Source organism: Sulfitobacter sp. LC.270.F.C4 (genome assembly GCF_032922545.1).
Lineage (GTDB): Bacteria > Pseudomonadota > Alphaproteobacteria > Rhodobacterales > Rhodobacteraceae > Sulfitobacter > Sulfitobacter profundi.
Window position 1 is genome coordinate 500342 of record NZ_CP136692.1, and the last position, 14314, is coordinate 514655.

General features: G+C 62.7%; 15 protein-coding genes and 2 riboswitches. Of the genes, 5 read left to right on the forward strand and 10 right to left on the reverse strand.

Annotated elements, in window-relative coordinates:
* Positions 1 to 6 precede the first annotated feature (6 nt).
* Genes R1T45_RS06220 through pcaF form a run of 6 tightly spaced genes read right to left on the reverse strand, consistent with a single transcriptional unit; the run spans position 7 to position 4955 of the window.
* Positions 7 to 1071: a 2Fe-2S iron-sulfur cluster-binding protein gene (locus R1T45_RS06220; RefSeq protein ID WP_317390416.1), complete on the reverse strand. Its 1065-nt coding sequence runs from the start codon at positions 1069 to 1071 to the stop codon at positions 7 to 9.
* A gap of 7 nt (positions 1072 to 1078) precedes the next feature.
* Positions 1079 to 1627, reverse strand: a complete 549-nt coding sequence (paaD, locus tag R1T45_RS06225; RefSeq protein WP_120349872.1) for a 1,2-phenylacetyl-CoA epoxidase subunit PaaD — start codon at positions 1625 to 1627, stop codon at positions 1079 to 1081.
* Positions 1621 to 2343, reverse strand: a complete 723-nt coding sequence (gene paaC / locus R1T45_RS06230; protein WP_317391042.1) for a 1,2-phenylacetyl-CoA epoxidase subunit PaaC — start codon at positions 2341 to 2343, stop codon at positions 1621 to 1623. The genes paaD and paaC overlap by 7 nt, the downstream gene beginning before the upstream one ends.
* 35 nt (positions 2344 to 2378) lie before the next feature.
* A complete protein-coding gene (gene paaB, locus R1T45_RS06235; protein ID WP_093927696.1) occupies positions 2379 to 2723 on the reverse strand; it encodes a 1,2-phenylacetyl-CoA epoxidase subunit PaaB in 345 nt (114 codons plus the stop codon).
* Between the two features lie 5 nt (positions 2724 to 2728).
* Entirely contained in the window at positions 2729 to 3721 is a 993-nt protein-coding gene (gene paaA, locus R1T45_RS06240) for a 1,2-phenylacetyl-CoA epoxidase subunit PaaA (protein ID WP_317390417.1), read from the reverse strand.
* 28 nt (positions 3722 to 3749) lie between these two features.
* Positions 3750 to 4955 carry a 3-oxoadipyl-CoA thiolase gene (gene pcaF, locus R1T45_RS06245; RefSeq protein ID WP_067935332.1) on the reverse strand — a complete coding sequence of 402 codons (1206 nt, stop codon included), beginning with the start codon at positions 4953 to 4955 and terminating at the stop codon, positions 3750 to 3752.
* Between the two features lie 207 nt (positions 4956 to 5162).
* Here pcaF and R1T45_RS06250 point away from each other — a divergent pair, with 207 nt between their 5' ends.
* Positions 5163 to 6710: an alkaline phosphatase D family protein gene (locus R1T45_RS06250; RefSeq protein WP_120349876.1), complete on the forward strand. Its 1548-nt coding sequence runs from the start codon at positions 5163 to 5165 to the stop codon at positions 6708 to 6710.
* A 59-nt stretch (positions 6711 to 6769) separates the two neighbouring features.
* Here R1T45_RS06250 and cobO read toward each other — a convergent pair whose 3' ends face one another.
* The 3 genes from cobO to aroC all read right to left on the reverse strand — a co-directional run bounded on the left by cobO (position 6770) and on the right by aroC (position 9504).
* Complete coding sequence (cobO, locus tag R1T45_RS06255) at positions 6770 to 7375, reverse strand: cob(I)yrinic acid a,c-diamide adenosyltransferase (RefSeq protein WP_132444023.1); 606 nt, start codon at positions 7373 to 7375, stop codon at positions 6770 to 6772.
* 70 nt (positions 7376 to 7445) lie between these two features.
* Positions 7446 to 8384: a DMT family transporter gene (locus tag R1T45_RS06260; RefSeq protein WP_317390418.1), complete on the reverse strand. Its 939-nt coding sequence runs from the start codon at positions 8382 to 8384 to the stop codon at positions 7446 to 7448.
* 10 nt (positions 8385 to 8394) lie between these two features.
* Positions 8395 to 9504 carry a chorismate synthase gene (gene aroC, locus R1T45_RS06265; RefSeq protein WP_317390419.1) on the reverse strand — a complete coding sequence of 370 codons (1110 nt, stop codon included), beginning with the start codon at positions 9502 to 9504 and terminating at the stop codon, positions 8395 to 8397.
* A gap of 92 nt (positions 9505 to 9596) precedes the next feature.
* A riboswitch (TPP riboswitch) is annotated at positions 9597 to 9698 on the forward strand.
* A 34-nt stretch (positions 9699 to 9732) separates the two neighbouring features.
* On the opposite strand from aroC, the gene thiB reads away from it, so the two are divergent.
* Genes thiB through R1T45_RS06280 form a run of 3 tightly spaced genes read left to right on the forward strand, consistent with a single transcriptional unit; the run spans position 9733 to position 12921 of the window.
* A complete protein-coding gene (gene thiB / locus R1T45_RS06270; protein WP_317390420.1) occupies positions 9733 to 10710 on the forward strand; it encodes a thiamine ABC transporter substrate binding subunit in 978 nt (325 codons plus the stop codon).
* Complete coding sequence (locus R1T45_RS06275) at positions 10686 to 12242, forward strand: thiamine/thiamine pyrophosphate ABC transporter permease ThiP (RefSeq protein ID WP_317390421.1); 1557 nt, start codon at positions 10686 to 10688, stop codon at positions 12240 to 12242. The genes thiB and R1T45_RS06275 overlap by 25 nt, the downstream gene beginning before the upstream one ends.
* The gene (locus tag R1T45_RS06280; RefSeq protein ID WP_132444027.1) at positions 12229 to 12921 is read left to right on the forward strand and encodes an ATP-binding cassette domain-containing protein; all 693 of its coding nucleotides are present in this window, start codon (positions 12229 to 12231) and stop codon (positions 12919 to 12921) included. The genes R1T45_RS06275 and R1T45_RS06280 overlap by 14 nt, the downstream gene beginning before the upstream one ends.
* On the opposite strand, the gene R1T45_RS06285 is transcribed toward R1T45_RS06280, so the two are convergent.
* Entirely contained in the window at positions 12918 to 13400 is a 483-nt protein-coding gene (locus R1T45_RS06285; protein ID WP_132444028.1) for a 6,7-dimethyl-8-ribityllumazine synthase, read from the reverse strand. The two genes, R1T45_RS06280 and R1T45_RS06285, sit on opposite strands and share 4 nt — an antisense overlap.
* Before the next feature lie 76 nt (positions 13401 to 13476).
* Positions 13477 to 13614, reverse strand: a riboswitch (FMN riboswitch).
* Positions 13615 to 13672: 58 nt separating this feature from the next.
* On the opposite strand from R1T45_RS06285, the gene R1T45_RS06290 reads away from it, so the two are divergent.
* Positions 13673 to 14287 (forward strand): FMN-binding negative transcriptional regulator, encoded by a 615-nt coding sequence (locus R1T45_RS06290; RefSeq protein ID WP_317390422.1) that lies wholly within the window; start codon positions 13673 to 13675, stop codon positions 14285 to 14287.
* Positions 14288 to 14314 lie beyond the last annotated feature (27 nt).

A 14314-nucleotide genomic window follows, 5' to 3' on the forward strand; every position in this document is an offset into this window, starting at 1 on the left:
GCTCCTTTAGTGCGTGTCGTAGTCGATGGTGAGCGTGTCGCTCAGCGGGTAGCTCTGGCAGGTCAGCACATAGCCGCGCTCGACCTCGTAATCCTCCAGCGCGTGGTTCGAGATCATCTCGACCTCGCCTTCCAGCACCTTGCCCATGCAGGTCGAACAGACCCCGGCCTTGCAGGCAAACGGCGCTTCCTGTCCGTTTTCAAGCGCCGCTTCCAGCACCGACTGGCCCTTCTGCATGGTGAAACTGCGCCGCGCGCCGTCGATGATGACGGTGATTTCGGTGCCGCTCTGGCCCTCGCTGCGCTTGGCCATTTCCTGTTTGGCCAGACGGCCCTGCTGGCTTTCGCTGAAGAGTTCAAATTTGATCTGTTCGTCGATCAGCCCATTGGTCTTCAGCGCCTCGGCAATCGTCAGCATCATCGGTTCGGGGCCGCAGATGAAGGCGGTGTCGATATTGTCGATCTGAATCCAATGTTTAAACAGCGCATCGCATTTCGCTTGATCGATACGGCCCTCAAACAACTCCATATCCTGACCGGATTCGAGGATGTGGATCACCGTCAGGCGGCCCATGTAGCGGTTTTTCAGATCCTCCAGCTCCTCGCGGAACATGATCGTGTTCACCGCGCGGTTGGCATAGACCAGCGTGAAGGTCGAGTTCGGCTCGCGTTTCAGCACGGTTTTCAGGATCGACAGCACCGGCGTGATGCCCGACCCGCCCGCAAAGCCGAGGTAGTTTTTCGCCACCTCCGGCTCGATCGCGGTGAAGAATTTGCCCTGCGGCGGCATGGCGTGGAGCGTATCGCCGACCTTCAATTCGGTATTGGCATAGGTCGAGAATGCCCCGCCATCGACGCGCTTAATGCCGACCTTTAGCTCGCCATCGTCCAACCCGGCGCAGATCGAATAGTTGCGGCGCAGCTCGGTGCCGTCGAAATCCTGCGTGAAGGTCAGGTATTGGCCTTGGGTAAAGGCGAAGGCGCCGGGGTCCTCCGGCTTTAGCGTCAGCACCACCGCGTCGCGGATGGTGTGGTGGATATCAGTCACTAATAAGGGGTGAAACTGGCTCATCGGGGCCTCAGATACATTTGAAATAGTCGAAGGGTTCACGGCATTCGGTGCAGCGCCACTGCGCCTTGCAGGGGGTCGAGCCGAACTGGCTGATCCGCTCCACCGCGGTAGATTTGCAATGCGGACAATGTTGCGGCCCACCGGCGGGACGGGGTGGCGCGATGCCGTAGGCTTCCAGCTTGGCGCGGCCGGTGTCGGTCATCCACTCGGTGGTCCAGGGCGGGGAAAGCTGGCGTTTCAACTCCAGCTTTTCGATCCCATGGCCGTGCAGCGCCATCTCGATATCGAGGTTGATGATGCTGGTGGCCGGGCAGCCCGAATAGGTCGGCGTGATGGTCACGACCAGCGAGTCGCCCTGCCACGCCACATCGCGGATGATGCCCAGATCGGTGAGCGAAATGGCCGGGATCTCCGGGTCCGGGATCGCCGAAAGCCATGCCCAAACCGTCTCTAACGTGGGCTTTCCGGCCAACGCGGCACCGCGCGGGGCGGTATCGCGCACCACCCCCGGCACCGGCGCGGGGGCCGGCCGGCTGTGGGGGCTGGGTTTCACCATGTGGCGTCCGGGTAGGCGCGCTGCAGCCATTGCATCTGGGTCAGCATATGGCCGAGATGTTCGCTGTGCCGTGCGCCGCTTTTCCCGCCTTTGTGGGCGAAATCGTCTTCGGGTTTGGCCAGGGTCGCGGCTACCAGCGTGTCGCCGACGAGTTGGTCATAGCTCGCGCGCAGGCTTTCCGGTTCGGGCGCGATGCCCGCCTCGACCATCGCCGCGTCGACGTCATCACCAAGGAACATCTCACCGACATAAGGCCAGAGAAGATCAAGCGCCGCCTGCATACGGCGGTGGCTTTCCTCGGTCCCGTCGCCGAGCCCGATCACCGTGTCAGAGGAGCGTTCGAGGTGGTAGGTCACTTCCTTCGCCGATTTCTCGGCGATGGCAGAGATTTCCTTGTCGCTGGAATCGATCAATGCGGTCAGTTGCGCCAGATGCCAAGCGTCGAACAGAAACTGCCGCATCATGGTCTGGCCGAAGTCGCCATTAGGCTGTTCGACCAACAACATATTGCGGAAATCCCAAACATCGCGGTGAAAAGCCAGCTTGTCGGCGTCGCGCCCCGCGCCCTCGACCTCACCTGCCATGCCCAGCCACAGCTGCGTTTGCCCGATCAAGTCGAGCGCCACATTGGCCAGCGCGATGTCTTCTTCCAGCACCGGAGCCGTGCCGCACCATTCCGAAACGCGGTGGCCCAGCACAAGGGCGTTGTCGCCCATGCGGCAGAGGAATTCGAACTTAGGGTTAACCGTGCTCACATCGCCCCCACTTCGTCGGGAATGTCGAAAAAGGTCGGATGACGGTAAACCTTGTCATTGGCGGGCTCATAAAGCGCGCCCTTTTCTTCGGGCGAGGAGGCGGCGATGGCGCTGGCCTCGACCGCCCAGATGCTCACGCCTTCGTTGCGGCGCGTATAGACATCGCGGGCGTTCTTGATCGCCATTTCCGCGTCTGCCGCATGCAGACTGCCGACATGGCGGTGGCTCAGCCCGTGCTGGCCGCGGATGAAGATCTCCCACAGCGGCCATTCGGTGGAGCGCGCCTTGCCGTGGGGGGCGGCCTCGGTGCCTTTGTATTCGCTGGATTCAGGGCTGCTCATGTCGCTTACTCCGCTGCCATTTGTCTGCTGCGCTTTTTCTCGGCGTGGGCCAAAAGCCCTTCACGCACCCAGCGGCCTTCGTCCCAAGCCCTGTTGCGCGCCGCCAGCCGTTCGGTGTTGCAGGGGCCATTGCCCTTGAGCACCTGAAAGAACTCTTCCCAATCCGGCTCGGCGAAATCGTAATGGCCGGTTTCCTCATTGAACTTGAGGGTTTCGTCGGGGATCGTCAGGCCGAGGTATTCGGCCTGCGGCACCGTCTCGTCGACGAACTTCTGGCGCAGCTCGTCGTTGGTGTTCATCTTGATCTTCCACGCCATCGACTGCGCGGAATGGACCGAATCTTTGTCTGAGGGGCCGAACATCATCAGCGCCGGAAACCAGAAACGGTTCAGCGCGTCTTGGGCCATTTTGCGCTGCGCCTCTGTGCCCTTGACCATCTTCATCATGATGTCGAAGCCTTGGCGCTGGTGGAAGGATTCTTCCTTGCAGATCCGCACCATCGCCCGGGCGTAAGGACCGTACGAGGTCCGCTGCAGCGGCACTTGGTTCATGATCGCGGCGCCATCGACCAGCCAGCCCACCGCGCCCATATCGGCCCATGTTAGGGTCGGATAATTGAAGATTGACGAGTACTTCATTTTGCCCGACAGCAGGTCGCGGGTCATCTGGTCGCGGGTCACGCCCAGCGTCTCGGCCGCGCAATAGAGGTAGAGCCCGTGGCCCGCCTCGTCCTGTACCTTGGCCAAGAGGATTGCCTTGCGCTCCAGCGTGGGCGCGCGGGTGATCCAGTTGCCCTCGGGCAATTGGCCGACGATTTCGCTATGCGCGTGCTGACCGATCTGGCGGATCAGGTTCTTGCGGTAGCCGTCGGGCATCCAGTCCTTGGGCTCGATCTTGCCGCCCGCATTGATGCGCTCCTGAAAGGCGCGTTCTTCGGGGTCCATCTCGTCGAGGGATTTGATGCCCTTGCCGGTGGATTTGATCATCTGTGCATACATCGTTCTGTTCCTTTCCCGGAAAGAAGTCTCAGCCTGCGTTTTCGAGGATCAGGGCGACGCCCTGTCCCACGCCCACACACATTGTACATAGCGCGTATTTGCCGCCCGTCCGCTTGAGCTGCAGCGCCGCCGTCATCACCAGACGTGCGCCCGACATGCCCAGAGGGTGGCCGATGGCGATGGCGCCGCCGTTGGCGTTCACATGGGCTGCGTCATCCGGCACGCCCAAGGCGCGGAGGGTGGCGAGGCCTTGGGAGGCGAAAGCCTCGTTGAGTTCGATCACGTCCATCTGTTCGATCGTCAGGCCCGCGCGGTCCAGCACCTTGCGGACTGCGGGGATCGGACCGATGCCCATGACGCGCGGCTCGACACCTGCGGCAGACATGGCAACGACGCGGGCGATGGGGGTGAGGCCGTGGTCTTTCACGCCTGCCTCTGACGCCAGCAGCATCGCCGCCGCGCCGTCGTTGACGCCCGAGGCATTGCCTGCAGTCACAGTCAGGTCAGCGCCATTGATGCCGCGCAGTTTGCCGAGTTTTTCCAGCGTGGAGCCGGGGCGGGGGTGTTCGTCGCGGTCGACGATCACATCATCGCCTTTGCGCTGCGGGATGGTAACGGGGGCGATTTCCTCGGCAAAGATGCCTTTCTCATCCGCATCGGCCCAGCGTTGCTGGCTGCGGGCGGCGAAAGCGTCTTGGTCCTCGCGCGACACATCATGGTCGGCGGCGACGTTGTCGGCGGTTTCGGGCATGGAATCGACGCCGAACTGCGCCTTCATTTTGGGATTCACAAATCGCCAGCCGATGGTGGTGTCATAGACGGCGTTGTTGCGGGAAAAGGCGGTTTCGGCCTTGGGCATGACGAAAGGTGCGCGTGACATGCTCTCTACCCCGCCTGCGATGGCCAGATCCATGTCACCCGCGCGGATCGCACGGGCAGCGGCACCGACGGCGTCCATGCCGCTGGCGCAGAGGCGGTTGATCGTGGCGCCCGGCACGTCGACGGGCAGACCGGCCAGCAGGGCGGCCATGCGCGCGACGTTGCGGTTGTCTTCGCCGGCTTGGTTGGCGCAACCCATGATGACATCATCGACGCGCGCCCAATCCACCGAAGGATTCCGCTCCATCAGCGCCTTCAACGGGATCGCGGCCAGATCGTCGGCGCGAACCGAAGAGAGTGCGCCGCCGTAACGGCCAATGGGGGTGCGCTGCGCGTCGCAGATGAATGCCTGCATGGGGGTGCTCCTGTTGTTGCCCCACAATTTACACATCAGGGCGATTCGTTTCAATCAAAATGTTACTGAATAGAATTGCGGAGTTGATTTCGGTAACACGTTACAGCGCTGTCGCCAAAGCTTTGCCAAAGAGTCACGCATCTGTCGGCGCTCTGTCACGCGGCGGGGGTTCTGTGCGGCCATCGCCACCCTCAGAGGAAGCCAAAGATGACCAAATTGATCCGCCCGACCCGTCGCGCTGTGCTGGCGGGCTCCACCGCCTTTGCCGCAAGCCTTGCCATGCCCAGCCTCAGCCGTGCCGCCTCGCGCCCGGTGTTTACCCATGGGGTGCAATCGGGTGATGTCGACACGCAATCCGGCATGATCTGGACCCGCACCGACCGCCCGGCACGGGTGCAGGTTGAAATCTCTACAACCGAAAGCTTCGCCAACGCTCGGCAGCTTGCACCGATGAACGCGCTGCCGAACCACGATCTGGCCGTGAAACGTCTGGTCGAAGGGCTGCCGTCGGATCAGGATATCTTTTACCGCTTCACCGCTGCCGACCTGAGCGACATCAACGCCACTTCAGAGCCGATCATCGGCCAGTTCCGCACCGCGCCCACCGCGCGCCGCGACGTGCGCTTTGCTTGGTCGGGCGATACCGCCGGTCAGGGCTGGGGCATCGACGATGAGGGCATGCGCACCTATGCGACCATGGCCAAACACCGCCCCGATTTCTTCCTGCATTCCGGTGACACCATCTATGCCGATGGCCCGCTTGAGGATGAGGTGCAGCTTGAGGATGGCACGCTGTGGAAAAACACCACGATCATCGATGAGAAACGCAAAGTGGCCGAGACGCTGGACGAATATCGCGGCCAGTGGAAATACAACCTGATGGACGATCATGTGCGCGAGATGAACGCCCATGTGCCGACCTTCATGCAGTGGGACGACCATGAAGTCGTGAACAATTGGTCCTCTTCGCGCAGCCTGATGGAAGACGACCGCTATAGCGAAAAGTCGATCCACGTCCTCGCCGCCCGCGCCTCGCAGGCCTTTCACGAGATGACCCCGCTGCGTATCACCCCCGCCGAGCCGGGCCGGGTTTACCGCAAGATCAACTACGGTCCGATGCTGGATGTCTTCTTCCTTGACCTGCGCAGCTACCGGGGGCCGAACAGCGAGAACATGCAGACCGAGATGTCGCAGGCCACAGAGATCCTCGGGGCCGAGCAGATGGCATGGCTCAAGCGGGAGTTGACCAATTCGGCGGCCACGTGGAAGGTCATCGCCTGCGACATGCCCATCGGACTGGTCGTCGGCGGCGGGGCCGAAGCGGTAGCCAATGGCGACAACGGTGCCGCCAAGGGGCGCGAGCAAGAGATCGCGGGGCTGCTGCGTTTCATCAAGACCGCGCAGGTCGACAACGTCGTCTGGTTCACGGCAGATGTGCATTACACCGCCGCGCATTACTACAACCCCGACAAGGCGCAGTTTCAGGATTTCGACCCGTTTTGGGAGTTTGTCTCGGGCCCGCTGCACGCAGGCACGTTTGGCCCGAACGAATTGGACGGCACCTTTGGCCCCGAGTTGAAATACGTCAAAGCGCCGGAGGAGGGTCAGGTGAACCTGCCGCCTTCTGCTGGTCTGCAATTCTTTGGCTTGGTCGATATCGACGCCAAGACCCAGCAGATGAAAGTGCGCCTGATGGACCGTGCCGACACCGAGCTCTACTCGGTGACGCTCGACCCCAAGGGGGCCGCGATCTAAAGACCCGTTTGAGCGGTCGGATTGAGAGGATCGCCCAGAAGCGGGCGATCCTTTTCGTTTCAGTAGTCGACGCCGCGCTGTGCTTTGATGCCTGCTTTGAACGGGTGTTTGACCTCTGACATCTCGGTCACCAGATCGGCATAGTCGCAAAGCTCGGGCCGGGCGTCGCGGCCTGTCAGCACGACCGCTGTGCGCTTGTCGCGGGCATCAAGCCCGGCGATGACGTCTTCGATCTTGAGGTATTCATAGCGGATGGCGATGTTGATCTCATCCATCACCACGAGGTCATAGTCCCCGCTCGCCATCATCTCGCGCGCCTTGCCAAATGCGGCCTCGGCGGCGGCGATGTCGCGGTTGCGATCTTGGGTGTCCCAGGTGAAACCTTCGCCCATCGTGTGCCATGTCACCTCATCGAGTTGTTCAAAGAACAGCCGTTCGCCGGTCTTCCATTTGCCCTTAATGAACTGCACCACACCGACGCGCTGTTTCCAGCCAAGCGCGCGTACGACGACCCCGAAAGCAGAGGAGGATTTGCCCTTGCCCGGCCCGGTATGGACCAGCACAAGACCCTTGTCAGGGTCTTGCAGCTCGGCCACCTTGGCGCGCTGTTCGGCCTGACGCTGCTGCATCTTTTCCTTGTGGTCTTGCGGATCCGCGTCGCTCATCGGTCATCTCCTCTATCCGGTTTCGGGGCACCATAGGGAGAGGGCGAGCCGGGCGAAAGCCCGCAATGAATCACGCCTTGGGATCGGTGACAGACCGCGCTTTGCCGCGCTCCATCCCCAACTGCCGCTCGCGCCAGATCACCAGCGCGCCCGCGCTGATCACCAGCGCCGCGCCTGCCAGCATCATCATCGTCGGCAGTTCGGCAAAGAAGACGTAGCCCAGCAAGATGGCAAAGAGCATCGAGGTATAGTCGTATGGCGCCAGCATCGAAGCCGAGCCAAAGCGATAAGCCGAGGTGATAAGAATCTGCGCCACTCCGCCGATTAACCCTGCCAACACCAGCAAGCCAAAGGTTTGCAGATCAGGCATGACCCAGCCGAAGGGCAGGGTGAAAAGCGCCAAGACCGATGCAGTGACGGAAAAGTAAAAGACGATCGCCGCCGTGTCTTCGTTCTGCACCAATTGCCGGATGTGGATCTGCACAAGGCTGCGCACCATCGTCGCCATTAGGATCAACAGTGCGCCAATGGTGGCCGTCTGCTCCATGGTGCCGATATTGCTGAAACGCGGCCAGAGGATGATCATCACGCCCACCAGCCCGACCGCGACAGCGGTGACCCGGATCAGACGGATTTGTTCGCCCAGCAATACGGCGGCGAGGATGACGGTAAAGATCGGCGTGGCGAAACCGATAGCGGTGACCTCGGGCAGGGGCAGCAGGCCAAGGCCGGTGAAGGTCAGCCCCATCGCCGTGGTGCCAAACAGCCCGCGCCAGACATGGCCCATCGGGTTCTTGGTCTTAAGCCCGCTTTTCAGTTTGCCGCGTTGCGCCAGCCAAATCAGGATCACCGGAATGGCAAAGAAGGAGCGGAAGAAGACAGACTCGCCTGCAGGGACTTCGTCGGCCAGCGATTTGATGATCGCAGACATGCAGGTAAAGAGCAGGATCGCCGTGATTTTCAGCCCGACGCCAAGGGCAGGGCGGGCGGAGAAATCATCGACTTTCATACTCTGGTCCTCATGCTTCGGGGCCGATCAGTCCGCGGTTGGTGCCGATCTGCCCGCGGTGCAGCAACAGGTGATCCAGCAGCACACAGGCCATCATCGCCTCGCCTACCGGCACGGCGCGGATGCCGACGCAGGGGTCGTGGCGGCCCTTGGTGATGATCTCGGTCTCTTCGCCCTGTTTGGTGATGGTACGCCGCGTGGTCAGGATGCTTGAGGTCGGCTTCACCGCAAAACGCACCACGACATCCTGCCCGGTGCTGATCCCGCCCAAGATACCGCCCGCGTGGTTGGAGGAATACTCCGGCCCCTCCGGCCCCATGGTGATCTCATCCGCGTTCAGCTCGCCCGTCAGCATCGCGGCTGACATGCCTTCGCCAATCTCCACGCCTTTGACGGCATTGATGCTCATCATCGCGGCGGCCAGATCGGTGTCGAGCTTGCCGTAAACCGGCGCGCCGAGCCCCGCAGGCACGCCGCGCGCGGTGACTTCGATGATCGCACCCACGCTGCTGCCGGACTTGCGCAGCCCGTCGAGGTAGTTGGCCCAGTCTCTGGCCGCCTTGGCGTCGGGCACCCAAAAGGGGTTTTGGTCGATCTGGCCCCAGTCAAAGGCATCACGGTCGATCTTATGCGGCCCCATCTGCACCATATAGCCGGTGATCTGCAGGTTCGGGGCCAGCGCCTTGATCGCCTCGCGCGCCAGACCACCCGCCGCCACCCGCGCCGCCGTTTCGCGGGCCGAGGAACGCCCACCCCCGCGATAGTCGCGGATGCCGTATTTCTGGAAATAGGTGATGTCGGCATGACCGGGGCGGAACTTGTCCTTGATGTCGCCGTAGTCTTTGGAGCGCTGATCAGTGTTTTCGATCATCAGTTGGATCGGGGTGCCGGTGGTGACGCCCTCGAAGGTGCCCGACAGAATCCGCACCTCATCCGCCTCACGCCGCTGCGTGGTGTATTTGTTCTGGCCCGGTTTGCGCTTGTCCAACCACTGCTGGATCATGCCCTCGTCAATCGGCACGCCGGGGGGGCAGCCATCAATCGTGGCGCCAAGGGCGGGACCGTGGCTTTCGCCCCATGTGGTGACCCGGTAAAGATGGCCAAAGCTGTTGATCGACATGGGCGGACCTCCTGTTGTCAAACCCTTAGCCGGGGCAGCGCCCTGCCTCAAGGGGATTTGCCTTGCCAATTGTGTGGGGGGCATCTACCCCTGACGCTACCTCGGGGGGCCTTTGGGCTGAGATGTACGTGTTGTGCGGACCCGTTGAACCTGAACCGGTTAACACCGGCGGAGGGAAGGTCCGGACAGACATCCACCTTTTACCTTTCGCCGCAAAAGGAGGATGCAATGAAGTATCTTACACTTGCTGCGGGCGTCTTGGGCGCATCGGCTGCATGGGCCGAAACGCCTGAATTGACGGTCTATACCTACGACAGTTTCGTCACCGAATGGGGGCCCGGCCCGGCCATCGAAGAGGGGTTCGAGGCCGAATGCGGTTGCGACCTGAAATTCGTCGGCATGGGCGATGGCGCGGCCCTTTTGGCGCGGCTGAAGCTTGAAGGCGCGCGGTCGGACGCGGATATCGTGCTGGGGCTCGACACCAGCCTTGTCGCCGCCGCGAAAGAGACCGAGCTGTTTGCGCCGAGCGGATTGCAGGCCGACTATGACCTGCCGATCACTTGGGAAGACGAAGTTTTCGTGCCCTATGACTGGGGCTATTTCGCATTTGTCCACGGCACCGATCTGGACGCGCCCGGAGATTTCAAAGCGCTGGCTGAGAGCGATTTGAAGATCGTGATCCAAGACCCGCGTTCTTCGACGCCCGGTTTGGGGCTGCTGATGTGGGTCAAAGCGGCCTATGGCGATGAAGCGCCCGAGGTTTGGGCGGGGTTGGCCGATAACGTCGTGACCGTCACCAAAGGCTGGTCCGAAGCCTACGGTCTGTTCCTCGAAGGCGAGGCCGACATGGTGCTGAGCTACACGACTTCCCCCGCCTATCACCTAATTGCCGAGGAAGACGACAGCAAGACAGCGGCGCTGTTTGACGAAGGCCACTACATGCAGATCGAAGTGGCGGGAAAGCTCGCAGGGTCGGATCAGCCGGAACTGGCGGATCAGTTCCTGCAATACCTCGTCTCTGATGCCGCGCAATCGGTGCTGCCGACGACCAACTGGATGTACCCCGCCGTGACGCCTGAAGGCGGTTTGCCCGAAGGGTTCGACGGTATGATCCAACCCGGCAAGGCGCTGTTGGTGCCGAACGGCGAAGTCCCCGCGCTCCGTGAAGAGGCTTTGGACGAATGGCTGACCGCGCTGTCGCGCTAAGCGGCAGGACGGGGCTTTTCGCCGCCGCACTGGTCGCGGGCCTGATCCTTGCTGCGTTGGTTGCCGTTTTCATGGCAGCCGATGTGGCGGCGGGGCTCGGCGCGGCGGACTGGGCGGCGGTGCGTTTTACCGTCACGCAGGCGGTGTGGTCGGCGGTGCTGTCTGTGCTGCTGGCGGTGCCGGTCGCGCGGGCCTTGGCGCGGCGGCGGTTTTGGGGGCGTGGGGCGCTGATCACCCTGCTCGGCGCGCCGTTTATTCTGCCGGTTATCGTGGCGGTTCTGGGGCTGCTGACGGTCTTTGGCCGCTCGGGCGTGCTGAACCAATTTGGCGCGGCTCTGGGCCTGCCGCCCGTGTCGATCTACGGGCTGCATGGGGTCGTTCTGGCCCATGTTTTCTTTAATCTTCCGCTGGCGACACGGCTTTTGCTGCAAGGCTGGCAGAGCATACCGTCCGAGCGGTTTCGACTGGCCGGGCAGCTACAAATGACGCCGCGGGCGCTGTTTCTGGCGCTGGAATGGCCGATGCTGCGGCAGGTGCTGCCCGGCGTGGCGGCGCTGATCTTCGTGATTTGTCTGACCAGTTTTGCCGTGGCCCTGACACTGGGTGGCGGGCCACGCGCGACGACGATCGAGCTGGCGATCTATCAGGCGTTTCGGTTTGATTTTGACCTTGGGCGGGCGGCACTTTTGTCGGTGGTGCAGCTTGTGCTCGCCGGTGCTGCGGCGGTTGCGGCACTTTGGCTGATCCCGCCGATCAGCCTGGGCGGCGGGCTGGACCGCCCCCTGCGCCGCTGGGATGCGCGGGGCGGGGGGCAGCGAGCGTTGGATATCGTCGTTATCACGTTGGCGGCGCTGTTTCTGCTGCTGCCACTGGGGGCTGTGGTGCTGCGTGGTTTGGCGGGGGTAGGGCAGTTGCCACCCTCGGTTTGGCAGGCCACGTTGAATAGCAGTCTGGTTGCGGGCCTCAGCGTGATGGTACTTGCCACACTGGCCTTACCGATGGCGGGTTGGATCGCCACCCGGCGGCGCGGCGGGGTGGAGGCGATTGGCCTGATGGGTTTGGCCGCCTCGCCGCTGATGATTGGCACGGGGTGGTTCATCATGATCAATCCGGTGCTGGAGCCCGCACGGCTGAGCCTGCCGGTCACGGCCTTGGTGAACGCGCTGATGGCGCTGCCCTTCGTGCTGCGCATTCTGGTGCCGCGGCTACGTGAGACGTTGCAGGATTATGGCCCGCTGACGCAGACCCTCGGCATGAATGGTTGGGCGCTTTGGCGTCTGTTGGTCTTGCCGCGCTTGCGTCCACAACTGGGCTTTGCCGCCGGGCTGACCGGGGCGCTGTCGGTGGGTGACCTCGGCGTGATCGCGCTGTTCGCCGATCAGGACCGTGCGACGCTGCCCTTACAAATGTACCGTCTGATGGACGCTTACCGGATGGAGGCCGCAGCAGGTGCGGCGCTGTTGCTGCTGGTCTTGGCGCTGGCGGTGTTTTTCATCTGCGACAAATGGGGGCGCTGGCATGCTGACGCTTGAAAAGATGCGCATAGAGCGGGGCGAATTCAGCCTTGTCGCCGATATGACCCTCGCACCGGGGCGCAGCTATGCGGTGATCGGCCCCTCTGGGTCGGGCAAGTCGACGTTGCTGGCGGCGATCTGTGGGTTTGTGCCGGTGGCGGCAGGGCGGTTGTTGCGGGATGGCGCGGACATCACCGAACAGCATCCCGGCCAGCGCGGCATGACGATGCTGTTTCAGGATAATAACCTGTTTCCCCATCTCACCGTGCGGCAGAACGTCGGCCTTGGGCTGCGCCCTGACTTGCGGCTGAAGGCGGCGGATCAAGGGCGGATCGATGCCGCCCTCGCGCGGGTGGGGCTGAGCGATCACGCCGCCAAACGCCCCGGTGCGCTGTCGGGTGGGCAGCAAAGCCGCGTGGCGCTGGCGCGGGTGCTGGTGCAGGCGCGGCCTTGGGTGCTGTTGGACGAACCCTTTGCCGCGCTTGGCCCCGCGCTGCGGATTGAGATGTTGGACCTTGTCCAAGACCTCGCCCGAGAGACCGGGGCGGGGTTGATCATGGTAACCCATGCGCCCGATGACGTGCGGCGCATCGCGGATGAGGTGATCTTTGTCGAAGGCGGGCGCGCTCATGCGCCGGGGCCAGCGGCGGAATTGCTCGACAACCCGCCCCCGGCCCTGCGTGCCTATCTGGGTTAGGCGGCGGAAATTTTTGAAATTTCCGGGGCGTTTTCTTTTGAAGAAAACACCTCCAGCGCTTGGGTCATGCCGAGGGCGGCTTGGGCGGCCTCGCGTCCTTTGGTGACAAAATGCGCGCGGTAGATCGCGTTGTGGTGGTCGGTTTCCTGATAGTGATGCGGGGTGAGCGAGACCGACAGCACCGGCAGGTCGCAGTCCAGCCCCACGCGCATCAGCCCATCGACCACGGTCTGCGCCACGAAGTCATGACGGTAGATACCGCCATCGACAACGAAGGCCGCACAGACCACGGCGTCATAGCGCCCCGTTTTGGCCAAGCGCTGTGCCATCAGCGGCAATTCAAAGGCACCGGGGACGGCAAAACTGTCGACCTGCGCGGCGTCGATAATTTCGGTAAATCCGTCATAGGCGCGGTCGACGATATCCGCATGCCAACTTGCGCGCACAAAGGCGAAACGGGCGGAACGATCTTGTGTCATGGTGATCTCCTTTAGGTTCAGACACGTCCACCCAAGGCGATCACGAGCATAGGCAGGGCCAAGGCCCCACATCTGTTCGCATTCTCTTCCATCCGGACTGTGACCGTCGGCTCTGGAGTCGCACCAGATCTGCTGACACCCCGTGGGGCCGCTCGCGGGCTTGCGGGAACCGCTTACCGCCGGTGGGGAATTTCGCCCCGCCCTGAGAATGATGCTAGGTTGCCAAGTTGGGGAAGGCTCTGCAATACCAAAAGAAACGCTCAGGAGCCGCCATGCATCCCAACCCGATCTACCGCAAAGAGGGCCGAGACAGGAACCTCGCTTTTGCCCGCGACATGGGCTTTGGCGTGCTGGCGATCAACGCCGCCGACGGGCCGCTGATGGCGCATGTGCCCTTCATTCTGAACGCTGCCGGGGATCTGGCGGAGCTGCATCTGGTGCGCTCAAACCCCATCGCGCGGGCGCTGAAGGCCCCGCAGCCGGTGCGATTGGCGGTGACCGGGGCCGACAGCTATGTCTCGCCCGATTGGTACGGCATCGAAGACCAAGTGCCGACATGGAACTACGTCGCCGTGCATCTGACCGGGATGCTAGAGGTGCGCCCGGCAGAGGAACTGCTTGATCTGCTGGCGCGGCAGTCGGCAGTCTATGAGGCGCGGCTGGCCCCCAAGACCCCGTGGACGATGGACAAGATGACCCCCGAGGCGCGCGACAAGATGCTACGTATGATCGTGCCCTGCCAGATCCGCGTCACCGGGATCGATGGCACGTGGAAGCTGGGCCAGAACAAGAATGAGGCTGTGCGTCTGGCGGCGGCGGATCAGATGGCGGCGCATGGGTTCGGGACAGAGCCTGCGGTGATGGCGGCATTGATGCGGGGCGCTTGAACGCCGTTGCGTCAGGCGCGGCCCCGT